Here is a 22,483-nt window from a genome sequence, read left to right on the forward strand (position 1 = left end):
AGCACTCCTCGCGCGATCAGGCCCCGGGACGCCGACTCCGGACGGGCGTGGCCTCCGGGGGCATGGGACACGGCGGCGGTAACCGGTAAGCCACGGCTTGGCTTGCCGGGGCGTCGAGGTCGGCTGTGGTTGGTGCGAGGGCCGGCCAGGCGTGCGCCAGCTCGCCGAGCGAGTACCGCGGGGACGCGGTCCGGTTCGAGGACCTCTCGCCGAGCGGGAGCCAGATCTCGCCGGCCGCGTTTCCTAAACTCGAAGCGGCGAGGTCGGCGGCCGCAGTGGCGACGGGGACGTCGGCGCGCTGATCGAGGTCGGCGTGGACACGGGCGAGCGCCGATCGCGCGTTGGCCTCGCGGCGGCTCGTCGGCAGCCAGAAGAGGACCGGGGTGGCGATGCCGGTGGAGTCGGCGAGCCGGGCGTAGGCGAGCAGCTTGCGGGACAGCTTGGTCAGCGACTCGCTGCCGGTGTCGTATTCGAGGAAGAACTCGAGTTCGCCCCAGCGGGCGTAGGCGTCAGGGATGACGAGGTCGCCGAAGTGTCGGGCGCAGCGGGTTTCCGACCACCAAGCTGTGATTCCGTTGCCGTCCCGTGAGCGTCGGCTGTGCGCGATGAGCGAGGTGAAGAAGCCGCTCACGCCGACGGTGTGGGCGAGGCGCTGGTTGTGCGCGATGGCCATCGCGCGGTCGTGCCGGTAGCCGAGTTCCTTCACCTCCAGGCCGTGCTCGGCAGCCAGCACGACGGCGCCGGCGGGCCCGAGGACGTAGTGCATCGGTGCGGAGCCGAGCTGGCGGAAGGGCTGGAACCGACTGACGGCGCGCCAGAGGTACAGCTCGCGCAGACGCTGCCGGGTCGAGCGGCCCGAGGGGAAGGCGGCTTCTTGGATCTGGGCGGAGGTCAGGACGCGGTGTTCGTAGAGCAGGGCCAGCAGCCACTTGTCCCGCGGCGTGAGGCGCGTCGCGAGCGCCGCCTGGTGCTCGATCGAGTTGGCGGCGCGGGCGGCGGTTCCGCCGGGAAGGTGCTGGCGCAGCTGGTGCTGCCTGGTCGTGGTGATGATCAACGGGCACCTCCGCGATCGGAGACTCGCGCGCGGCGGGGATCGGTCTTGCGGCTGTGGGCCGGCGGCCTCGAGCTGCCACGGTTCGTCCGGTCCGCGGGCCGGGACCGGCTACGGCGGAGGACTGCCCGGATTTCTCGGGCCCGCCCGGGAACCGCGGGGGGCGGCGGTGTCGTCGTCATGGTGAAGGGCTCGGTTTCGGCGCCGTTGACGACCAGGCGGGCGGCGACGTGGTAGGCGCCGAGGTGGGCGAGGTCGTGTTCGGACAGCCGTGGTGCGGTGTGGCGGGCGAGCTCGCGGGCGTCCTCGGGGGAGGCGTTGAAGAAGATCTTCGACCGGGCGTTGGTCGAGATGCCTTCTTTGAGCTCGCGGGGGAGCTGGCCGAGGTGCTGGTGGGCGAGCGTCATGGCCAGCCGGAAGCCGCGGGCTTCGGCGAGCATGTCCTCGAGCGGGTACGGCAGGTTCAGGAAGTTGTGGCACTCGTCGATGACGAGGGAGGCGTCGGGGCGTTCGCGTTGCGGGACGCGGGCGCGGGCTGTGGTTGCTTGCCAGGTTCGAGCGACGACCAGCGAGCCGACGAGCCGGGTGGTCTCGTCGCCGAGCGAGCCTTTGGGGATCCGGACGAGGCAGATGCCGCCCTGGTTGAGCACGTCGTTCAGGTCGACGGTCGAGCGGCCGCCGGCGATGGCGTCCTTGACGAACGGGCGCAGCAGGAAGGCGCGGAGCTTGTTCATCAGCGGGGAGATGACCTGGCTGCGGCTGGACTCGGTGAGCTCGTCGTACCACTCCCAGAACCCGGCCAGCACCGGGTCGGTCAGCCCGCTGGTGATCCGGGTGCGGAAGGCCGCGCTGGTCAGCAGCTTGGGCAGGTCGGCGAGCGTCGGGACGCCATCCTGGGCGCGCAGGGTCAGGCAGGCGGCGCGCATGAGGTCGTCGGTGCGCGGGCCCCAGAACGCGGAGTAGACGCGGCGGAAGACGGAGACGAGGTTGTCGACCTCGCGGTCGGTCTCGCCGCCTTCGAGCGGGTTGAGACAGGGCGGGCGTTGCCGGGAGTCGGCGTCGAAGAGCACGACCCGATCGGCGGCCTCGCGCGGGAGCCGGGAGAGGACGTCGGTGACGAGGTCGCCCTTGGGATCGATTAGGACGACGCCGCGGCCGGCGTCCGCGTCGTCGAGGATCAGGTTCCCGAGCAGCGTCGACTTCCCGGACCCGGTGGCGCCGAGCACGTGCAGGTGGTGGCGGGCGTCCGGCACGCGGAGCCCGATGGGGCGGGCGTTGCCGGTGTCGGCGACGCCGAGCGGTTTGACCTCGGGTCCGGGCACGGCGATGCCTGGCGGTGGCGCGACGGCCTTGGCGCCGGCGCGCTCGATGCCTGGGATTTCGGCGTCGACCGGTAGGTGGGCGATCGCGGCCAGCTCCGGCACGGACAGCAGATCGCCGCGGTCGAGGCGTCGGGTCCCGAGCGCGAGAGCTGGGCGGTGAAGGCGGATGCGGTGGAAGTGGTTGTGCTCGGTGTAGGCGGCGAAGCTTGCGGCGAGGGCGTGTGCGCGGCCGCGGGCAGTGTCGCGGGTCCGCCGGATGTCTGCTTCGGCGGAGTCGTCCGGCAGGTGGGTGGTGACGGCGTAGCGGACGACGACCTCGTACTGGGAGCCGCGCTGCTTGCCGACGATCGCGCGGTTCTGCGCGGAGTACTCCAGCGACAGCTGTGGATCTCGGCTGATTCGCCGGGCGTCGCGCACACGTCCGGAGCGAGTTGCCGTGGTGCCCGGCGTGACGAGGTCGAGCAGCCGGCCACCAAGTCGTCCGGACGCGCCGGCATGGACTCGCCGTGCCGCCCGACGGGCTCGGCGGACCCGCCGGCCGGTGACCGGCCGGGCGAGGATCTGAACGCCGGCGTACTCGTCGCGGCCGAGGCCGACCGGCGCGCCGAGCAGTGCGCGGATCGGGTCGGCATCGAAGGCCGTGCGGATCGGCAGGGCTTCGGGCCGTGCGAGGCACAGCTGGCCGCCGACGGTGATGGCGCGCAGTCCGGACTTCGGCTCGGGCAGCGGCGGGTCGGCCGCGACCGTGCGGGTGCGGGCGCCGGGCCAGGCGGCTTCGATCGCCCGCTCGGCCAGGCCCGGTGGGATCACGCCCGGGACCCACAGCCGCAGGGTGACGCCGTGTTCGGAGAACCGGTATTCCCACGCGAGGTGCGGCTGGCCGGTGAACCATCGCCGCCAGCTCGGCCGCAGCAGGCCGACGAGGTTGGACCACAGCAGGATCCCGCCGGCGGGATCGACGGTAGGCGGCGCGAGCACGGTGACGCACCGCGCGTCAGCCAGCAGCGCGGTGTGGCAGCGGCCTCGCCACCAGCGTCGGCTGACGGCCAGGCCCGAAACGAGGATGGCGAGCGCCGGAACGGCGATCGGGCCCCAGCTCGTCGCCACGTCGATGACGCCAGCGAGCAGCTGGTGGACCGCGTCCCACGGATCAGTCAGGTAGCCGCCGACCCATCCCGCGTGCCGGGTCACGAGTCGACCTCCGCGTCTGCGGGGCCGAGATCGACGACGTCCTCGACCGCCGGGTCGCCGAAGTCTTGGGCGATCTCGGCGAGCTCGGCTGGGTCGGTTATGGGAAGTTTCCGGCGTTCATGCTGGGCGTCTCTTATGTCTGGACGCCGGTGCTGCTCAGGCCAGCCGTGCCGGGGTGAGCACCTGTGGAAATCCGACACGCCATCAGGATTTCCGACGGAACGCCGGGGTTCGTGAGCTATTGTAGGGTTGGGCGAGCAGAGGGGGCGAATGCTGAGGTGTCGACGCCGCTGGACCCGTTTGCCCTGTACTACCCCGACATCCACATTCGCGATGACACCTGGCTGAAGTACGCCGCACTGTACTGGCCAAAGATGGCGCGGCTGCGCCCGAACGGCTACCCAACCGACGACTCGACAGTTGCACGTGTTCTGCAGGACGAGGCGCGATGGCTGATCGACCTCACGCCCCCGGCATGGGCAGCCGCCGATGTCGGGGAACCGTTCCTGCAATTGATCAACGCTCATGCGGTTACGCTTCGGAACCGCTTTGGGATCGACCGGATCCCGCTTTGGTCGTCTGGTAGGCGAGTGCCGCCGATCGGCTGGTCCAACATCGCTTCCGTCGACCGTGCCGGTTACTCCTACGAGTTGTTGGACCCCGCATTGGGGTACATTCATGCCAGCAAGATCGACATTGGTGTAGCTGCCATGCTGGAAGACTTCGGGCTTGCGGTCATCGAGCCCGGTAGAGGCGGTCAATGGGTGGGAATGCATCCGGAACTGGCCTCCGCCTACATCTGCGCCTTGACCGAACGCATCGCGACCGAGGATCGCCTGCATCCAGTCAGCAACCAAGTGTTGCCCCATGCGGCCCTGTCGGGCTGGACATTGGAGCGTCTGGTGCAGACGTTGGTGGACGAACCACTCGTCGACGCGAACGAGCTTCACCGCCGAAATACGGCCATGCGCCGATTCCGAATCCGACGAACTCAAGATGACCTGTTGGATTCGTTCGTGTTCCTGGCGTTCGAGACCGTGATACCCGCCAACCTCGATACCGTTCCGGTCGAGAAGGTCATCGAAGCCCGCGCCCGTTTCGGTGCCGAACTGGACACCTTCCGCAGCTACGTGACCGATCAGGCCCAGCAGTTGGCCGAACTGCAAGATGTCCGGGACTTGCCAGTCTTCCAGGAGCACCTCCGCACCGAAGTCCAGCACGTCGTGACCATGCAATTGACCCAGTTGCGTGAGCGGTTGCGCAGCGTCGGTCTGGACTCCGTCAAGGCTGTGGCCAATATCAAGTCGGTGGCGCTGCCGCCGCTGGCCGATGCCGCTGCCCAAACCGCAGGGCTGCCTCCTGCCATCACCGGCTCCGCCGCCCTGGCCGCATGTGTCCTCAGCGCGCCGGTCCAGTGGCGACGGCAACGTCGGGACGCCATCCGTGCGTGCCCGGTCGGCTACTTGTTCCAGCTCGAGCGGAAACTCAATCCGGCAACGATGATCGAAAAGCTGCGTAGTTCTTGGCCTCGGCGGTAAGCAACGATCTCCACCACAGGACTCCCGTTGACCTGAGTAGCACGAACCCGCGGGCCGCCGAAGTACCGTCATGAAAGCTCCACCCACCCTGCGTTCGTTTCGGAATCCTGAATAGCTGCTAGGAATTTCGGGTCCGTCGTGACCAGGACGTTCTCCGTCGGCGACGCGAGTGCCTGGAAGGCGACCCATTCGGTGCCGGAGCCGAGCAGCCCTTGGCCGCGGTCGGTGGTGAGCAGGAACTGGCGCTGGCCCTCGGACAGGTTGAAGGTCGCCGCGATCTGGTCGATGGCCTGGGGGGACTGGCGCAGCAGCACGGACGTTGCCGCGTTGGCCACGATCGCGCGGCCGAGCGCGCTGCCCAGGAAGTCCTCGATATCCTGACTGGCGACGGTGAGTCCGGCCCAGTGCTTCCGGAACGTCTTCGCCATCCGGTGCAGGAACTTCGCGCCTTCCGGTGACTGCATCAGCAGCCACGCCTCGTCCACGACCACCAGCCGCCGACGACGGTCGGCCGGATTGGACACCCGCCGCCAGACCGCGTCGAGGGTCAGCAGGGTGCCGATCGCTTTGAGCTCGTCGGGCAGGTCCCGTAGGGAGAACACGACGAGGTGGCCGTCCGGTGTGGTGGTCGTAGGGCCGGAGAACAGGTCGGCGAAGGCGCCGTCGACGAACGGGTGCAGCCGGGCGGCGAGGTCCGCGCCGCCTTCGGCTGCCGCCAAGGTGTCGCGGAGGTCGCGCATCAGCGGTGCGGGCCGGGTCCAGGTGCGCGGGTCGTTGGTGATCCCGGCGTTCGCGTAGGTCGCGATGAGGGCGTTGTCGAGGACGGCGCGTTCGCCGGCGGTCAGCTCGGCACCGAGGCATACGGCGAGCACGGTGTGCAGAAACAGGGCTCGGCGGTTCAGCGCGTCGTGCGGTGCGGTTCGCCTGCCGGACGCGGTGGTGTGGATGGGCAGGTCGAAGGGGTTGAGCCGGACGCCTCCGCCGCCGAGGTGGACGTAGGCGCCGCCGACCTGGTCGGCGAGGCGGGCGTATTCGTCTTCGGGGTCGATGACGAACGCCTGGATGTCGCGGTACAGGCTGCGCAGGGTTTCGAGCTTGACCAGGTAGGACTTGCCAGAGCCGGATCGGCCGAGGACGACGGAGTTGTGGTTGTCGCAGGCGAACCGGTCCCAGTGCACGAGGGCTTGGGAGCCGACGTTGTAGCCGTAGAGCACGCCGCTGGGCGAGGTCGACGTCGGATCGACCGCGGGCAGGTCCGGTGATGTGAAAGGAAATGCCGCGGACGCGGCTGAAGTGTCGAACGTCCTTTTCAGACCAAGGGAGTCCAGCCCGAGCGGAAGCGTGGTGACCCAGCCCTGCAACGATCGGTACGTGGCGGGCTTGGCGTCCAGCAGCAGGGACGCGCACAGCGACCGCAGCGCCGATACCTCCTCGGCGAGCGCCTGCTCGTCGGCGGCGTGGATGGTCAGGTAGAGGCCGAACTTGAACAGCCGGCCTTCACCGCGAGCGATCCGCCGCGACAGGTCGGCGGCGTCGTCGGCCGCGGCGTCGAGGTCCGGGTCGTCGAGCTGGTCGTGGCGGGCGTGGTGGCGTCGGGTGGACTCGAGCCGGGCCCGCTGCTTCTTCAGGCCGCTGGCAGCGGTGACCGGGTCGACCGGCTGGACGTGGACGGAGACGTCGAGGCGGGCGGGGTAGGTGAGCAGCGGGGCGAGCCAGCCGGGGTAGACCTCCTGCGGGTAGCCGGTGACGCCGAAGGAGGCGACCCATTCGTTGCCGACCTCGAGATGCCGTGCGCCGATCGACAGCGAGTCCGGCGTGAACGTCGCCGTTGCCGAGCCGGGTTGCCGTGTGCGGGGCATTTCGCTCACCGTCCTTCGAATTCGTCGTAGAGGTCGGCGGCGGTCACGACGTCGCCGGCACCGGCCAGCGCGGCCGAGGGTGGGAGGAAGGTGTCGGGGTTGCACGCCGCGGCGAGCACACCTGTCGCGGTCGCCGCGTCCAGCGCGGTGACGACGATTCCGGCCGCGGTGAGCAGCTCGACCGCTTCGTTGAGCCGCCGGATGAGACGCTGCTCGGAGGCCTGGCGCGCCGCCCGATCGACCGCAGGTGCTTCGGGCTGTCGCCGGAGGCGTCCCAACGCCGAGCTGACGCTGTCGACGACTGCGGGACGCGTCGGTTCGCGCAGCACGAGCAGTACCTGGCGGCGCAGCAAGTCAGCATGCTGGCTGAGCTGGACCAGGTAGTCGGCGTGGTCGAGTGCGGCGGCTTCGAGTGCGGGGTGGGGGAGTCCGCCGGCGCGGTCGCGCAGCTCGGTGATCTGCGGGGCGAGGTCGAGGCGTTCGGCGCGTACGAGGAACTGCACGGGCGCGGTCAGCGAATGCAGATAGCGTGCGAATGAGCTGACGAGCGCTTCCTGCTCGGCGGGCGTGCGCAGCGAGAAGTTGACGGTCGAGCAGGCGGCGATCACCGCGATGCCGTCGTCGCCGAGGTCGACGACGCCGGCGGTCTGCCCGTTGTCGATACCGCGCGCGGGTAGCTCCAGCGGTGTCGGTGCCACCGTTTCCTGCTCGGGTTCGGCGGTGAGCCAGGCTGGAACCGGCCCGACGCCCTCTGGAGCGGAGACTTGGTGGCGCGGCGCGCGGCGCTGGCGGATCGCGGCCAGCAGCAGGCGGTCGAGCGGGACGCCGTCGCGGTGGCCGAGCGCGACCACGGTGACCGCGAGTCCGATCGGGATCGCGACGAGCAGGAACAGCGGCAGGGGCACGACGCTGCGGGTGGCGCCGTAGAGGGCGTAGAGCAGCAGGCCGGTGACGCTGAGGATCGTCAGCTGCCGCGCGGTGAGCGGGCCGAGTACGCGGTCGGGGCGGTCGACATCGGCGGGAATGCGCACGGGACGGGACATGACCTCGCCACCTCACTTCCTGGGCTGGCGCCGCGGCAGATCCAGCGGCAGGGGCAGCTGCTTGCCGCCGGGCTTACGCACCGGCGTGGGTGCTGCTGGGGGTACGGGTTTCGGCTGGCGGCGGACGCCGAGGGGGAGCGGGTACTGCCCGGACGCGAGCGGCCGGTTCCCGCTGAACGCGTCGGGCGCGGGACGGCGGTGAGCGCGTGCAGCGCGGTTGATTTGTCCCGAGGGCGTGATCAGGCCCGGCCCGGTCTGCGGTGCGCTGGTGGTCCGGGCGGGGTCGGCGAGCTCGTCGGCGAGGCTGCGCCGCGCGGGCCGCGGCGTCTGCGGCGGCAGGTGGATCGGCAGCATGCCCGCGCTCGGCGCGATCAGCGCGTTCGGCAGCTTCGCCGGCGGTCGCGCGTTGCGGCTGATCCGCCCGTCCGGCGTCAGCAGGCCCGGCTGCCGCGCTGGCCGAGCGGTCGGCAGCGGTGCGGTGAGGTCGTCGGCGAGCGTGCGTCGCGGTCGCCGGTCGGGCTCGTGTCGCACAGTGATCGGGAGCCCGAGCTGGTCGGCGGGCAGCGCGTTCGGCAAGTCCTTCAGCGGCAACGCGCGCGGGTTGGCCCGCACCGTCGAGTCGCCGGTGCGGGTCGTGAACAACGACAGCTGGCCCGGCCCGGGCGTTCCGTCGAGCGCGCCGCCGCGGGGGAGTTCGTCCCATCCTCGGCGCGGGTTTTGGCGCGAGCTGGTGGAGCGGCGCAGTTTCATCGGCAGCATGAACTGCCCGGACCGGGTCGCCGGCGGGTCCGGCGGCGCGCTCGGCCCGGCGAGGCGAACTCGCGAGGTGCCGCGGGCCGCTGTTGCGCCGGAGAGCAGGCCCATCGTCTTGTAGGCGATCACGCCGCGCGCGATCCGCCCGAGCAACGAGGGACGGCCGGAGCGTAGCGGGGCCAGGAACCAGAACGGGATTTTGATGAGTACGTACATCAGCGCGATGCACAGAAGGAGGTTCATCAGCGACGAGAGCGACGGGCCGAAGATGGTGAACCCGCCCGGCGCGAAGAACACCCGCACGGTGACCACGAGCGTCAACGACTGCCCGACCTGGATCGCCAGCACTCCGCCGGAAGCCTTCCACCAGAGGTAGGCGATGCCTTCGGTGTGGGGGAGGGCGTGCAACATCAGCGCGATCGGCGCGGCGGCGATCAACAGGATCGTCAGCATGACTCGGACGATGAAGACGACGAGCAGGACCAGGAGCATCGCGACCAGTCCGAGCCCGAGGATGCCGAGGAAGATGCCGCCGCCGTGCAGCGAGTTCTGCACCATCGTGATCAAGCTGCGGGTCATCTCGGCAGGGTCGGTACCCTCGCCGAGCACGGCGGCCGAGAGTGCGTTGGCGACCTGGATGCCCTTGGTCATCAGGAACAGCGAGAGAGTGCCGGCGAGGAAACCGATGACGAGCCGGGGTGCGATTTCCTTGACGGTGTAGCGAGCTTGCAGCGTCTGGTAGCTCATGATGATCAACCCGGCCAGAAGCACGAGGATCACGTAGGCGGTGAGCAGGATGTGCCACGATCCGGTCCAGACGGCGCCGAGACCGGGCAGTTGATCCGGCTCCGGCGTCGTCAGCAGCGTCTTGCCGAGCAGCTCGAGCAGCGGGTTCAGCCCGGCGGCGACGACCGCGGCGAACAACGCGCTCGCGGCGACGACCATGCAGCCGGTGAGGTTGGTCAGCCCGCACTCGGCACCGTCGGCGACACTGTTCGGCACGGGAACCGGCGGCGGCGTGCTGGGGACGAGCGTAGACGGCTGCGGGATGCAGTTCGGCCCCTGGCACGGCGTGTCGGCGCTGCTCGGCGGCAAGGGAGCCGTCGGCACCGTAGTCGCGGTCGGAAGGTGGCAGGCCGACTCGGCGGAACCCGGTGCGCAACCCGGGTTCGGCGGAAGTGGCAGTGGAGGTGGCGCCGGATCGAGCTGGACCGCGGCGGGCTGTGGGCGTGCTGTTGCCGAGCCGACGGCGATCGCGCTGAGCACGGTCGTCAGCAGCGCGGCCATGACGACGAGCCAAAAGACGCGTCGATCTCGACGTGGACTCCCGACCGCAGCGATCGGGCCGGTGGTGTGGGCGGTCATCGTCTACACCCCGCCGACGATCGTCTTGAGGATTTCGACGACGAGCGGCGCGAGTGCGGCGAGACCAAAGCCGACCCCGGAGGCTTTGAACGCGCCCTTCGCCTTCTCGATTTCGCCGGGGTCGTTGGACCCCATCAGATAGCGGAGCCCGCCGATGGTGAAGAACACGAGCGCGATGCCGGCGAGGATGCCCATGATCCACGTCCGGATGTTCGACAGGACTTGGTCGACCGACTGCGCGAGCGCGACGTACTGCACCGTCTCGGCGTGCGCGGTGGATCCGCCGAGCAGCAGCGCCAACGCGGCCAGGTTGCAGCCGAGCACAAGCGCCGGGTACCTTCGCGATCGGATCGGAGACGTCGGAGCTTCTGGCACAAAATCAGTCCGCAGGTCGTTCGCCCAGGCTCGGTTCGCCGCTTCGATGCGGTGGCTGGGGCTGTGCGAGATCAGTCGCATGAGGACGCCTCCTGAACGGCGCCCGGTTCCGAGGTGGACCGGGATGGGCGAGAGCGCGCGGGCAGGCGCGTCCCGTGGTCACCAACTCCGGATCTCGGCGGTCGGGGAGACACCGGACGCCGCGTCTTCTCGGACGCGCGGGCAGAGCTGCGTCGCACCTTGCGGCGCGGATCCGCTTCGTCGTCGCTGAGATACTCGGCCAGCTTGCGCTCGGCGCGGTGCCGGGCTTGTTGCGTCGCCTTGTACGTCTGGCCGCGGGCCTGCGCGGCGTCAGCCAGGGACAGCTCGCCAAATCTCGTCTCGCCGATCAGCGTGGCCTCCGCGGCGGTCAGGACTCCCGCCTCGACGGCCGCGAGCAAAACAAAATCCGGGTGTCCGCCGGTGTGCTCCGGCCCGGGCGCGCGAGCGCCTAGGTCGGCGACCGGAGCCGCGGCGTCGAGCGCCTCCCGGAGGGCGCGGTGGCCGGCGCGATAGGCAGCCCAGCGCAGCCGGACGAGGATGGCCGGCCGGGTGAGGTCGACGTCGGCGAGCGCTTCGAGGAAGCCGGTCAGCACGGCTGCGTGGATGTCGTGAACTTCGCCGCGGAACCGGTTGGTCAGCTTCGCCGCGACCGGCAGCAACACCGGCAACGCGAGCCCGACGCACGCGACCGTCCACGTGCCGCCTTCGGCACGCGATCGCGTCACCAGCGCCGTCCACACCGCGTCCCGTGTCTGCTGTGGACATCCTTTCGCGATAGTCAGCTTGCCGACTTCGTCCAGTGGCACCAGCCGCGGCGGCAGTCCGCGCACGGTTCGGCCGTCGATGGCGACCGGGTGCGGTCCGGTGACGAGCCAGGCGAAAGCCGTACGCGCGGTATCGAACACGCCAGGCTCACCGCGCGGACGTGAGGTGGATTGCTTTCGTGTCGAGGAATTCTCCATGGCGTGACTCCTGAGCGAGCGGAATGTGATGTCGCCAGGAAGCCCGCCGCGGCGCCTCAAAATCGCTTCAAGACCAGGTCAGGAGCGTGACGAAGCCGCTTCAAAGCCGTGTCACGCCTGCAAACGGGCCTAGGAATCCCTGCCCCGACCGGCTGCAGGTCTGTCGAAGTTCGCGACGGACCTTTATCGGCTCGTACGCAGGAACACGGGTTCGCTGTGGCGGTGTCTCTTGCTGACCTCGTTGCCGGAGTTAGCCGGCGACCGCGCAGAAACCGCCGACCAGAGCAGTCGGCCACCAGCCTCCGGAGGTTCCGCTCGTGACTCGACGCCCGCCGTCTTCGGCCAGCCGGCCGTCCAATCGGGACGACTCCACCCGTCCACCGCGAACTCGAACCGTCAACGGTGTTCCGTACCCGGGTGCTGCCGCTCCGGTCCGCCCCGGCCCGCGCACTACGCGCACGTCGAAGCAGGCGAACACCACACGTGAACTCACACCGATTCCGCCAACGGTATGGACGGTCGGCCCTGACCCGATCGATCCAGCCGCCGCATGGCCGGTGCCGATCATCGAGGGCATCACGACGAGCTTCTCGGCGTCCAGCGCTCGGGTATTGCTCGCGCCATGGCCGGCGGTTCAGGGAGCCGCAACCTGCGCAGCCGGTGCCGGTGAACTGGATGCCGCACTCGACGCCGTCCACGCACTCGGTCGCCATCCGGCAGTGACGAAGCTCGTGCCGGAGGGCGGCGACGAGACGACACCAGGCACGGCGGAGTCGATCGACCGAGCCGACTTGGTCATCACGTCACTGCCGCCGGAAGGCGGAGCCGGCGGTTCAGCGGAGGCGGTGGCGATCGCGGCGGCTCAGGCGCTGGTGTTCGGCGGAATTCTCGCGGTTTATACGTGCAGCGACTGGTCGAGCGGCCGGTTGAGCGATCCGTCGGGTCCGATGATCGCGGCCGCGCAAAACGCCGACTTGCTGTACCTCCAGCACATCGTCACCTTGCTCACCCCGATCCGGAAGTGCCGCTTACAGCCGCTCACCGCGACGGAGCGAGCCGACGTCGCGCCGAGGACGCACGTACGGGCGCACAGCGACGTCCTCGTCTTCGCGCAGGCTCACGCCGGCGCCGCGCAGCCGGAAGACGTCCGATGACCAGCCGACCGAAAGGCACAGGCACCGCCATGACCACCACGCAGAAAGACTCGCAAGTTCCGGGCGACGAGCCGACGACGCCGCTGTCCCGCGCGTTCATCGACGACCTCGACACCGCCCTGCGGGCCGACCCGTCGACGGACTTCGGCGAGCTGCCGGTGTCGGTGTGGGCGACCGCGCAGACCTCGCCTGCCGTGCAACGCAAAGGCCGGTACGTGCCGGAGTCGACCGCGCACCCGGCGAAGATGCTGCCCGCCGTCGCCGCGCACGCGATCGAGCACTACACGAAGCCGGGGGAGGTGGTGCTGGATCCGATGTGCGGGATCGGCACCACGCTGGTCGAGGCGATCGACCTCGGGCGCCGTGCGGTCGGTGTCGAGTACGAGCCGCACTGGGTCGACGTCGCCCGTGCGAACCTGCGCTTCGCCCGCGAGCGCGGTCACGATCACGAAGGTCAGGTCGTCCGTGGTGACGCCCGCCAGCTCGAGACGCTGCTGCCGGCCGAGTACGTCGGCCAGGTCGGACTGGTCGTGACCTCGCCGCCGTACGGCCCATCGGTGCACGGCCTGGTCAACACGAACCGGGAGGCGGGCGTCGACAAGGTCCGCAAGCGCCATTACCGCTACGGCAGCGCGCTCGACCGCGGCAACCTGGCCAACATCGGCCACCACCGACTGCTGGCCGGCTTCACCCGAATTCTCACTGCGTGCGCGCGTGTCCTCCGTCCGGGTGGCCACGTGGCGATCACGGTCCGGCCGTGGCGCGAGCACGCAGAGCTGATCGACCTGCCCTCCCAGGTCATCGCCTGCGGCGTCGCGGCCGGTCTGGTGCCGGTCGAGCGATGCGTCGCGTTGCTGGCCCGTGTCGCGGAGAACGAACTGGTCGCGCGTGGCAGTTTCTTCCAGCGCGACTTCATCCGCAAGCAGCGTGAAGCTGGTCTGCCGCTGCACCTGATCGCGCACGAGGACATCATCATCCTGCAGGCGGAGGATGGACACGCGAACCGACGTATTGCGGCGCGTCACGAGTACGGCGCGATTGGACCTGGGCATTGGGCCGCGTGACAGGTGACGGCTCGGTCCGGGCTGGGAGGTCGGTTGGGCTATCCGGAGCCGGCGGGGCGGCCGGACCGTTGCACCGACACAACGCCGCGGTCGGATTCGTCCTTCACCGCGTCAGGACCGGTGCAAAGCTGAGGGCGACGTGGATGACCTCGTCGCCGACGGGACAGCTTCCTCGGGTGACCGGCCGCCACCTTGCTTACTTCTTCGCGGCAGCGGCCTTTTTACGCGCAGGTCGCCTGCGGGGAGCCGGTGTGCTGTCCACGGGCTCGGGCGCCTGAGCCCGCTCGAACGCGGCGATCACCTCTGCGGCCAGCCGTCCTCGTGCCGAGACTTCGTAGCCGTTGGCGTACGCCCAGGATCGGATCTGCTGAGTGCGCTCGCGACCGGTCGAGCTGAACGTGGTTGATTGTCCGGTGGCGACACGAACCCTGCGGCCACCCGTGCGACGGCCGGACTCGATGTACCGCGCGAGTTCGTCGCGGAGCGCGGCCGCATTGTCGTCGGAAAGGTCGATCTCGTAGGTGATGCCGTCGAGGGCGAACGGGACGGTGTGGGTGGCCGGGCTCCCGTCGATGTCGTCGAGAATCTCGACGAATACCTTCTGGGCCATTTTTACTCCTTGAATCAGTCTCGGTAAGTCGCCTCGAAAGGACTGTTGTCAACTCCGATTGATTCTATCCGTAGTGATTGTGTAGTTGAAACCGGTCCTGCTCACGACTCGTGGCAACCCGAAAATCCCTCTGTAAAGAACTCGGTCGAAGCGACGATCCGCCAAAGGGCGGTCACGAGTAGGTTGGAAACGAGACAGGGGGCAAGGCGCTCGGCGCAGTTGGTCGTGCCCGGGTGGCTGGCGTTACCAGGTCAATGGAAAGCGGATGCTCACCTGGCGTCCGGCTTTAATCTGGTACACCTGCGCCTCGAACTGCATTCGGGTCAGTCCGGGGTGTCTGGTGGTCCACGCCGTCCGCAAGCCGGCGGCCCGATCGGGGTCGAGGCTTGGCAACGGCATTCCGTCCATGGTCGCCGTGATCTCGAATCCCGCCCGGGTGAGCACGACCCAAGCGGAGCGGGCTGCCCCTGACCACCAGCGTTCAGTCGCCGAGTCCACCAGCGCGTGCTCGGCTTTGACTCGCGCCAAGGTCAGGCCACCGGCTCGGTCCTCAGCGGGGAACACGGCGATCGTGGTGTCCAGATCGTTGGCGGGGACGAGCATGTCCGGGCTCGGGAGGTACAGCTTGAGATGGACTCCGGGGTGCCCGTCCGCGTCGATGAGGATGATGCCGCTGGACTCGATCGGGTGTCCTGCCCATTTCAGCACGGAGCAGTACGTCGCGGTGTCCATGGCGCTGAGCGTGCCGACTCGTGTGCTGCCGACGCTCACCTGCACCTCGGTGCCGACCAGGTGCACGATCGCGTCGTCGACCCGCAAGGATTTCGGACCGCTCCGGCCCCGTGCGGTGATCACTTTGTTCAACGCGCGCTCATTGGATGGGGAACTGCCGACTTCGATCCAGCGATCCCCGAAGCTCGTTCCTCGCAGGGCGCCCGCGGTGACAGTGGCAGGCGCAGTGGTGGCGACCGGCTGCCGGGGCGCGGTTTGCGGAACGGTGAGCCGCTCGGCTGAGGGAACTTCGGTGGTGGGCGCGGGCAGCGAGGCTCTGTGCCCGGTCCACGCCGTTCCGTCCCACCAGCGGACGCCGCGGCCATCCGGGTACCACCCGGCTGGTGGGGTCGCCGCGTCCACGTGTTCTCCGTTCCTGGTTCGAACGCCAGAGTTCGACTCGAAGTCGGGGGAGCCTGACTCGGCGTTACGTGACCGTGTGGCGACGAGGCAACTCCACATAACTCCACGGTTGTGCACAAATGCTGTCGATCATCGCAATGATGGTGATCGCGACCGTGTGCGTGGTGTCGAGGCCGCGGACTAGCGTTCCGCGACGGCTGGCGCGTCGCCTTGGGCGAGGATGCCGGCCGGGGAGCAGGTCAGGCAGTTCGCGGTCTGGCGCGACCGTTGAAGGACGTGCTCCCCGCTTCGCGGAAAAAGCAGGCGAGAGTGCTCGCCGTTGTCCGTGTGGAGGCCGGTGACCGCGAGCATGAAGTGGTTCACGGCTTCGCCGGCGGCGAGGCTGTTGAGCGCGATGACGCTGGGCGCGGGAACGCCATCGACATAGCGGGCTTGCTCGCGGACGCGGTCCGGCAGCATGTCCAGCGCGAGTTCGGTGGGGCTGATCAGCTTGTTGCACCACATGCAGCCGCGGCCCGGGACGAGCTGGCGGACAGCGACGTGGATCCGGCCGACCGTGCCGTGCTCGTCGACGGGAACCTTGACGCCGGCCTGGGTGGCCGGGATCAGGTACTGGTGGACGGTCCGGTCGACCCAGTGCCGGGCCGCGTTGGTGTCGGCGGCGAGGAAGATCCAGTCGCAGCCGACGAGCGCTCGCAGAGCGTCCGGATGCTGCACGTTCTCGGTGACGACAGTGAGTTCGATGTCGGGGTTGGCGCGTCGGGCGTTACGGACGGCGAGCTCGGTCTTGAGCCGGCCGACGTCGTCCGGTTCCGCAGCAACCAGGCGGGGAAGGTTCGTTTCGTCGATTGTGTCGGCGTCGATGAGGACGAGGTGCCCGACGCCGAGCCGGGCGAGGAGTTCGGTGGCGATGCTGCCGACGCCGCCGAGACCGACGACGGCGGCGCGCATCCGCCCGAACGCCTGCTGCCCTCGGTCGCCGAACAGGCGGGCTTGGCGGTCGTGCCGGGTGTCGCTGGTCTCGACCGTGGTCGGTGCAGGGGTGAGGCGGACGAGGCTGCCGCCGGGGACGGTGACCTCGGCGAGGAGGTGCCGGGTCCCGTCGGGCAGCCAGAGGTCTCCGGCCGCGGCTTGCGGGGTCAAGACCAGCGCGCCGACGAGCTGCTTGGTGATCTTCCGCAGGGCGGGATAGCCGCGTTCGTGGCTGGCGAAGTCGACGGGGGAGAAGTTCGCGCTGGTGGTGCCGAAGTGGTTGTGGACCGCGAGGTAGGCGAGTTTCTCGGTACGGGCACGCAGGGCCGCGTCCCGGACGAACTCCGGTCGGAGGGCGCGATAACCGGTGGTACCGGCGACGTAGTCGATGCCATCCTCGGCGAGCAGGAGTTCGCGAGCGAGTAGCCGTGGGCCGCGGGGGCCGTAGGCGAGGCCGGCGAGGATCACGGCGCCGTGCTCGTCGTCATCGTCTCGGAACAGGTGTTGCTCGAGCTCGGCCCAGAGCGGGGGTGGAGCGGTGAGGCTCCATCCCCGCTGGGGCGGATTCACGCTGCGGTGAACCACGTGATCACCTTCTCCGCTTTGAGGGCGGCGTTGTCGCGTGCCGGATTCCAGCCGGGGGACCGGCGGGAGAGCTGAAGAGCGGCCCGGCTGTTCCAGTCGACCGGCTGTACGGCCTGGCCGTGGGGATGGCCGTCCACGCGGGCGACCCGGCCGATGTAGTGCGGGTAGACGTCGGCGTGGGGGTAGGCGGCGCTGATGTGGAAGCCGATCCAGGTGGTGCGGGGCGTGTAGCGGTCGCCGAGGTCGACGTCCTCGATGATGAGGGTGGCGCCGCCGGCGCCGTCCGGGAGGACCTCGACCGGCTTCCCGGCGAAGTGTGCCCGGACGGCGGCGACGGCGGCCTCGACCGCGGTGGTCGGGGTGGTCACGAGTTGTCGTCCGCGGCGACGGCGACGAACTTGTCGTGCTCGTGGACGGTGATCACCTCGTCGTCGCCGACGACGTCGAAGTGATGGCCGCGCTCGACCGAGAGCTGGAAGTCGATCTGCAGGTCGGCGCCCTGTTCGACGGCTGCGGACTTGATCTGGGCTCCGCTGAGCCGGTGCTCGGACAGGATCACCGGGTCGTCGTTGACGGTGACGGCGATCCGGACCGGGGGCTTGCCGTGGTGACCGGGAGCCTGGCGTTCGCTGGTGGTGGACATGGCGTCCTCCTCGGGTCGGGGCTGGGACCACACCTCGGGGGTTAGGTGTGCCTATCTTCTGTCGGTGTTCGACATGTCGAGCACCCACGAATGGAGGGTAGCATGAATGCTCGACTTGTCGAACAATGAGCGACGACAGACCAGCAACTGCAGGAACAGGAGCCCGGGTGGCCAACGCGAGCATCGATGTGATCGCTCTACACGGGGCGCTGGACGCGGCCCGCGAGGCCAGGGAGTTGTCGTGGCGCCAGCTGGCCAAACAGCTCGACGTCAGCCCGTCGACGATGTCGAGGCTGGCGAACGGGAAGAACCCGGACGTCGACGCCTTCGCCGCGATGGTGCGCTGGCTCGACGTGCCGGCCGAGAAGTTCATGATCGACGACGCCGAGCTGGAGAGACGCACCGCGGAGCCGCCTGACTTGGTCGCCGAGCTGGCGCCCCTCCTGCGGGCCCGGCCGGACCTGCAGCCGCAGGACGTCGAGCACCTGGAGGAGCTGATCGGCTCCGCGGTGCGCCGCTTCAACGCCGACCGGCAGGCGAAGGCGGACTGAGCCATGGGGGCGCGGTGGACGCAGGCAGAAATGCGGAAGGTCGCCGCGGAAGAACGAGCGGGTCTCGGGTTGTCCCGGCACGCGCCTTTGGATCCCTACCTGCTCGCCGAGGAGCACGGCATCCGGGTGTACCCGATTGATGAGCTCGGCGACTGCCCCCGGGCCGACGTCGCTGTCCGCTACTTCACGTCGGTGCGCTCGACGATGTGGTCGGCCGCCATCATCCCCGTCGGCACCTGCCGCATCATCATCGAGAACACGGCCCACTCCGAGGCCCGCCGTCGCGCCAGCCTGGCTCACGAGTTGGCGCACCACCTTCTCGAACACGAGTTCGCCGAATTGCTGATGGGCGAGGACGGCTGCAGGCGCTTCGATCTCGCGAAGGAGAAAGAAGCCAAATACCTTTCGGGTCAGCTGCTCGTTCCTGACGATGCTGCGACGCGGGCAGCGTTCGACGACAAGGACAATGCCCAGGTAGCTGCCTTCTACGGGGTGAGCGAGCAGTTCGCCCAGATGCGGATGTCCGGGGCGCGTGTGATGGCGCGGCACGCGCGCGCCAAGCAAGCCCGCTTCCGCTGAGAGGTCGTTCCTGTCATCGGCCGGCAGCAGGTCCGCGACAGGGCCGGCGCATCACCCCGTCCGAAACGGCCACGTCGCCATCCGGGAAAGGCGGCCGATCGAGGGGGCGGAAGGTCGCGGCCAGCTCGTCGACGGCCGCATCGAGGGCGTCGTGCCGCCTGCCGGGGGTTCGCGAGCCCCAGCGATCGCCAGCTCGCTGGCCTCTCAGCTGCTGACCTTGTCGAACGGGACCAGCTTGAACGCCGGAGGCGAGAACACCTAGCCGAGGTAGGAATTGGGTGCGTAAGGGACGATCACAGCCAACCGGCGGGACCGGACCTGTGCCGCGGTCTCGACCTCGCTGCCGCGGCCGGTCGGGCTGTCCTGGACGAGCTTGGCGATCCCGCGACGGTGGCCGATGCATCAGATTCGCCAGCATGAACAGGTTGGCGCCGGCGAAGTCGACGGCGACCTCCCGGTCGCGCAGGTCGTTCGACGGTGATGGCGTCATTCGCGGCAAGCGGATCGTCGCCGCGCACCGCGATTCCGCTGCGGTACCTCGCGACGACGCGGTAGTCGACGCGTTCGTCGGTGGCAGTCAAGCCAGCCGCACTTCGTGGTAGTCGCGTTGGAACAGCGCGCCGCCGAGCTCGCGTTCGAGCAGCTTGATCTGCTTGCTCAACAGCGGCGGCGTGTTGTGCAGCCGCTCGGCGGCGCGCTTGAAGTGCAATTCCTCCGCGCGAGCGCGGCGAAGGGGCTGGGCGTCACCCGCTCGACGACGTCCCGGATGTACCCGCCGCGCGCCGGTCGACGAGTCGAGCTGGCGAGGGATACGGCTACGCCTCCTCGCCGGCATGCCTGGACGGCATTAGCCCAGCGATCTGAGGCTGCCGCCGATGCCAGTTCCTCGCCGCCCGGGCCGAGTGACACTCAGCGTCCGCGGGTGTTCTGAAACTGCCGCAGGTAGTCGATCCCGGTGTCCAGTGCGGCCTCAAGACTGGTCGTGCTCCCTGTCGACATCAGATTGGTCGCGCCGCCCTGGATGGCGGCCACGAGGGCGGCGGCCGTCCGCTTCGCATCCAGCCGCCGCGAGATCTTCCCCGTTTCCTGCATGCTGTTGATCCCCGCGAGCACGGCGGCGTCCCACCGTGCCAGCAGCTGGCTGGTGACCTCCTGGGCCGCGGGGGAGGTCTGACCCAGCCCGCTGACCAGCACTCCCAGAGGGCAGTGTCGGCCCTGCTGTCGGTCCTGCTTCGCCCGCTCGTTCCAGAGCGGGCCCCTCATCGTTTCCTCGGTCCAGAGATGGCTGCCCTTCGGCGTGGGGGTGATGATCCAGGCGTGATAAGCCCTGGATGCTTCGGAAGCCTTGGGATAGCCACCCCAGGCGATCCGCGTCCGCGGCTGGAACTCCTGCACGGACGCGAAGACGTCCTGGCCGGCAAGGTTGGTTTCGAATCGGGTTCCGAGGCGCAGCGAGTGGTGGCCGTCGAGCAGCCGGACGTGTTCGACGCCCGGGTAGAAGGCGGGCCAGGTCCGAGGGTCCACGAGCACTGCCCAGACCGTTTCCGGAGAAGCTTCGACCTCGAGTTCGTTGGTGAAATGGATGGGGGAGCGGCTGGGAGTCATGGCCTCCGGCCACTTTATTGCTTCAAACATGGAAATCTCCGCAGATCGGACCGCTTCACGCGCGGCTGAGGGCCACCGAGTTCCGGACGGCGTCCAGGCCGGCGGCGTGTTCGACAACGGGCTCGTAGCCGAGTTCGGTCGCGGCCTTGTCCGTCCGCAGGGTGCATTGCTGTCCGAGGAACCATCGAACGGGAACGGGGACTTCTTCGGCGGCGGTTTCGGCGTCCATGTCGGGGATGGGGACGTCGACGCCATAGATCTCGAATTGCTCCTCCAGGAACGCGCGGAGGGTGACGCGGTGCCGGTCGGTGACGAAGTAGGCCTGACCGGGACGGCCGCCCTGCCATCCGAGCACGAGGCCCTCGACGGCGTTCTCGACGAACGTGACGTTGGTCGTGTGCCGGCCTCCGTCGATCCACGCGAACTGTCCCGCTTTCGCTGCCGCGACCAGGCCCTCGACGAGGAAGCTGTCGGGCCCCCAGACGAACCGCGGGCGAATCGACACCGTGGCGAAGCCCGGGGCATTCGCGTCGAGCACGATCTTCTCGGCCGCGGCCTTCGCGGCGCTGTAAGCGGCGTCCGAGTCGGGTCGCAGCGGCGCGGTCTCGTCGACCTCGACGAGCGGGTCGCCGGCGAGCAGCGCGGCTTCACTCCCGCAGTGGACGAAACGCGGAACGCGCGCGAAGCGGGCGGCATCGACTGCTGCCTGTGTGCCGCGAACCGTCACCAGCTCATGACGCGCGCGATCAGCGGCGACATCCGTCTCGGCGGCGAGGTGGAACACCGCCGCACTGCCCGTCAGGTCGTCCCGCCAGGTGAGCGGATCAGTCAACTCGCCCCGCACGGGCTTCGCGCCCAGCGCCGAGATCTTCGCGGCCGACGCCTCGCTCCGGACCAGAACACCTACCGAGTGCCCCGCACCGACGAGCCGACGCACCAGCGCCTGGCCGATGAATCCGGAACCCCCGGTGACGAACACCTGTGCCATCAACTTCTCCCTCGCGCTGTGCGAGCCCCTCGCCGACTCCGGGCGAGAAGGTCTCGTCGGTTAGAGCAACCAGGGGCCCGGATGCCTTCCCCCCATCGCAGTCATGTTTCGAAGGTCTGCGATAACATTCTTGGATGGCTTCTCTGCGGGCACTGGAGTGCCTCGTCGCCGTCGCGGACACTGGATCGATCACACAGGCCGCGCTGCTGCTGCATTCGTCGCAACCCGCCGTCTCGCATCAGCTTGCTTCGCTGGAACACGAGACTCGGACGGTCCTGCTTCGCCGCGAGCCTCGCGGGGTCAAGCTCACTTCAGCGGGGCGTGCCGCCGTCGCGGATGCCAGGCGGGCGATCGAAGCGGCCGCCTCCGCGGTGCGGTCGGCGCGTGCGGCTGGTCAAGCGGCCGGGGGCGTCCTGCGCGTGGTCTGCGCGCAGAGCCTGACGGTGCCGCTGCTCGCCGCCGTCATTCGTCAGTGGCATCGCCGTCATCCCGACGTCGCGATCGCCCTGCGCGAGTCCACGGCGATGGACGAGGCGCTGGGTTTGGTCGACTCCGACGAGGCCGACGTGGCAGTGCTGACCGCTCCCTCGGCCGGGCGCTTCACCATCACCGCCATCGCGGAGGAGGAAATCGTGGTGGCGACGCCCGTCGATCATCCGCTGGCCGAGCGGCCGTCAGTGCGTCTCGAGGATCTTGAAGGCGCGCCGCTCGTTCACTTCGCGCCGGACAACGGCCTCAGCGCCTGGCTCGACCAGTCCTTCGCTCGCGCGGGAGTCCACCCGGAGACGGTGATGAGGACATCGGTGACGGCGACGGCACCACAGCTCGCGGCTGCCGGATTGGGAGTCGCCGTGTGTCCCGTGAGTGCGGTCAGCCCCGGCTTTCCGGGGGCAGTGCGCTCGTTTGCTCCGCGCTGGGCAAGGCAACTGGCAGCGGTGACGGCCGCGGAGCCGGATCCGCTCGTCGCCCGGTTCATCGGCGATCTGCGCGTTCGCGGCCTGAGCGTGCCTCGCAAGGTGCGGGACCAGCTCGCCCAGGACGGTCCCGCGGGTCAGGCGTCGAACCGCCGCTGACGGGGCGCTCTAGACGACCGGTCT

The 22,483-nt window shown here is 69.3% G+C and carries 21 protein-coding genes; 6 read left to right on the plus strand and 15 right to left on the minus strand.

Annotated features, from left to right (window positions below; all coding sequences use genetic code 11):
* Positions 1-16 precede the first annotated feature (16 nt).
* On the minus strand, positions 17-1,054 hold the full coding sequence (locus ACLJQM_RS10525; protein ID WP_410630964.1) for a replication-relaxation family protein: 1,038 nt from the start codon (positions 1,052-1,054) through the stop codon (positions 17-19).
* Positions 1,051-3,564: a type IV secretory system conjugative DNA transfer family protein gene (locus ACLJQM_RS10530; protein WP_410630965.1), complete on the minus strand. Its 2,514-nt coding sequence runs from the start codon at positions 3,562-3,564 to the stop codon at positions 1,051-1,053. Before ACLJQM_RS10530 ends, ACLJQM_RS10525 begins: the two co-directional genes overlap by 4 nt.
* 278 nt (positions 3,565-3,842) lie before the next feature.
* Here ACLJQM_RS10530 and ACLJQM_RS10535 point away from each other — a divergent pair, with 278 nt between their 5' ends.
* On the plus strand, positions 3,843-5,102 hold the full coding sequence (locus ACLJQM_RS10535; RefSeq protein WP_410630966.1) for a DUF6236 family protein: 1,260 nt from the start codon (positions 3,843-3,845) through the stop codon (positions 5,100-5,102).
* Between the two features lie 68 nt (positions 5,103-5,170).
* Here the strand turns inward: ACLJQM_RS10535 and ACLJQM_RS10540 are convergent, their stop codons facing one another.
* The 5 genes from ACLJQM_RS10540 to ACLJQM_RS10560 all read right to left on the minus strand — a co-directional run bounded on the left by ACLJQM_RS10540 (position 5,171) and on the right by ACLJQM_RS10560 (position 11,501).
* Positions 5,171-6,961, minus strand: coding sequence for a VirB4 family type IV secretion system protein (locus tag ACLJQM_RS10540; protein ID WP_410630967.1), 1,791 nt, complete (start codon positions 6,959-6,961; stop codon positions 5,171-5,173).
* A gap of 5 nt (positions 6,962-6,966) precedes the next feature.
* Positions 6,967-8,004, minus strand: coding sequence for a PrgI family protein (locus ACLJQM_RS10545; RefSeq protein WP_410630968.1), 1,038 nt, complete (start codon positions 8,002-8,004; stop codon positions 6,967-6,969).
* 12 nt (positions 8,005-8,016) lie between these two features.
* Complete coding sequence (locus ACLJQM_RS10550; RefSeq protein WP_410630969.1) at positions 8,017-9,759, minus strand: hypothetical protein; 1,743 nt, start codon at positions 9,757-9,759, stop codon at positions 8,017-8,019.
* 366 nt (positions 9,760-10,125) lie between these two features.
* Positions 10,126-10,446, minus strand: coding sequence for a pilin (locus tag ACLJQM_RS10555; RefSeq protein ID WP_410631364.1), 321 nt, complete (start codon positions 10,444-10,446; stop codon positions 10,126-10,128).
* Between the two features lie 122 nt (positions 10,447-10,568).
* The gene (locus tag ACLJQM_RS10560; RefSeq protein ID WP_410630970.1) at positions 10,569-11,501 is read right to left on the minus strand and encodes a sigma-70 family RNA polymerase sigma factor; all 933 of its coding nucleotides are present in this window, start codon (positions 11,499-11,501) and stop codon (positions 10,569-10,571) included.
* A 557-nt stretch (positions 11,502-12,058) separates the two neighbouring features.
* Between ACLJQM_RS10560 and ACLJQM_RS10565 the strand changes: the two genes are divergently transcribed.
* The gene (locus tag ACLJQM_RS10565) at positions 12,059-12,655 is read left to right on the plus strand and encodes a hypothetical protein (protein WP_410630971.1); all 597 of its coding nucleotides are present in this window, start codon (positions 12,059-12,061) and stop codon (positions 12,653-12,655) included.
* Positions 12,656-12,684: 29 nt separating this feature from the next.
* On the plus strand, positions 12,685-13,719 hold the full coding sequence (locus ACLJQM_RS10570; RefSeq protein WP_410630972.1) for a TRM11 family SAM-dependent methyltransferase: 1,035 nt from the start codon (positions 12,685-12,687) through the stop codon (positions 13,717-13,719).
* 196 nt (positions 13,720-13,915) lie between these two features.
* Here ACLJQM_RS10570 and ACLJQM_RS10575 read toward each other — a convergent pair whose 3' ends face one another.
* From ACLJQM_RS10575 to ACLJQM_RS10595, 5 genes are all read right to left on the minus strand, one after another.
* Entirely contained in the window at positions 13,916-14,329 is a 414-nt protein-coding gene (locus tag ACLJQM_RS10575) for a histone-like nucleoid-structuring protein Lsr2 (protein WP_410630973.1), read from the minus strand.
* A 243-nt stretch (positions 14,330-14,572) separates the two neighbouring features.
* Entirely contained in the window at positions 14,573-15,463 is an 891-nt protein-coding gene (locus ACLJQM_RS10580) for a DUF2510 domain-containing protein (protein WP_410630974.1), read from the minus strand.
* Between the two features lie 180 nt (positions 15,464-15,643).
* Positions 15,644-17,020 carry a ThiF family adenylyltransferase gene (locus ACLJQM_RS10585; protein ID WP_410630975.1) on the minus strand — a complete coding sequence of 459 codons (1,377 nt, stop codon included), beginning with the start codon at positions 17,018-17,020 and terminating at the stop codon, positions 15,644-15,646.
* A complete protein-coding gene (locus ACLJQM_RS10590) occupies positions 17,002-17,388 on the minus strand; it encodes a hypothetical protein (RefSeq protein ID WP_410630976.1) in 387 nt (128 codons plus the stop codon). The genes ACLJQM_RS10585 and ACLJQM_RS10590 overlap by 19 nt, the downstream gene beginning before the upstream one ends.
* Entirely contained in the window at positions 17,385-17,663 is a 279-nt protein-coding gene (locus ACLJQM_RS10595) for a multiubiquitin domain-containing protein (RefSeq protein ID WP_410630977.1), read from the minus strand. The genes ACLJQM_RS10590 and ACLJQM_RS10595 overlap by 4 nt, the downstream gene beginning before the upstream one ends.
* 167 nt (positions 17,664-17,830) lie before the next feature.
* Here ACLJQM_RS10595 and ACLJQM_RS10600 point away from each other — a divergent pair, with 167 nt between their 5' ends.
* Positions 17,831-18,214 (plus strand): helix-turn-helix domain-containing protein, encoded by a 384-nt coding sequence (locus tag ACLJQM_RS10600; RefSeq protein WP_410630979.1) that lies wholly within the window; start codon positions 17,831-17,833, stop codon positions 18,212-18,214.
* A 30-nt stretch (positions 18,215-18,244) separates the two neighbouring features.
* The gene (locus ACLJQM_RS10605; RefSeq protein WP_410630980.1) at positions 18,245-18,793 is read left to right on the plus strand and encodes an ImmA/IrrE family metallo-endopeptidase; all 549 of its coding nucleotides are present in this window, start codon (positions 18,245-18,247) and stop codon (positions 18,791-18,793) included.
* Between the two features lie 577 nt (positions 18,794-19,370).
* Here ACLJQM_RS10605 and ACLJQM_RS10610 read toward each other — a convergent pair.
* The 3 genes from ACLJQM_RS10610 to ACLJQM_RS10620 form a co-directional block, all read right to left on the minus strand.
* The gene (locus ACLJQM_RS10610; protein ID WP_410630981.1) at positions 19,371-19,502 is read right to left on the minus strand and encodes a LysR family transcriptional regulator; all 132 of its coding nucleotides are present in this window, start codon (positions 19,500-19,502) and stop codon (positions 19,371-19,373) included.
* Between the two features lie 200 nt (positions 19,503-19,702).
* The gene (locus tag ACLJQM_RS10615) at positions 19,703-20,398 is read right to left on the minus strand and encodes an SRPBCC domain-containing protein (RefSeq protein ID WP_410630982.1); all 696 of its coding nucleotides are present in this window, start codon (positions 20,396-20,398) and stop codon (positions 19,703-19,705) included.
* A gap of 55 nt (positions 20,399-20,453) precedes the next feature.
* Entirely contained in the window at positions 20,454-21,386 is a 933-nt protein-coding gene (locus ACLJQM_RS10620) for an NAD-dependent epimerase/dehydratase family protein (protein ID WP_410630983.1), read from the minus strand.
* Positions 21,387-21,520: 134 nt separating this feature from the next.
* Here ACLJQM_RS10620 and ACLJQM_RS10625 point away from each other — a divergent pair, with 134 nt between their 5' ends.
* Positions 21,521-22,459 carry a LysR family transcriptional regulator gene (locus tag ACLJQM_RS10625; protein ID WP_410630984.1) on the plus strand — a complete coding sequence of 313 codons (939 nt, stop codon included), beginning with the start codon at positions 21,521-21,523 and terminating at the stop codon, positions 22,457-22,459.
* The last annotated feature ends 24 nt before the right edge of the window (positions 22,460-22,483 follow it).

Source organism: Amycolatopsis sp. cmx-4-83 (assembly GCF_046548815.1).
GTDB classification, from domain to species: Bacteria; Actinomycetota; Actinomycetes; order Mycobacteriales; family Pseudonocardiaceae; genus Amycolatopsis; species Amycolatopsis pretoriensis_A.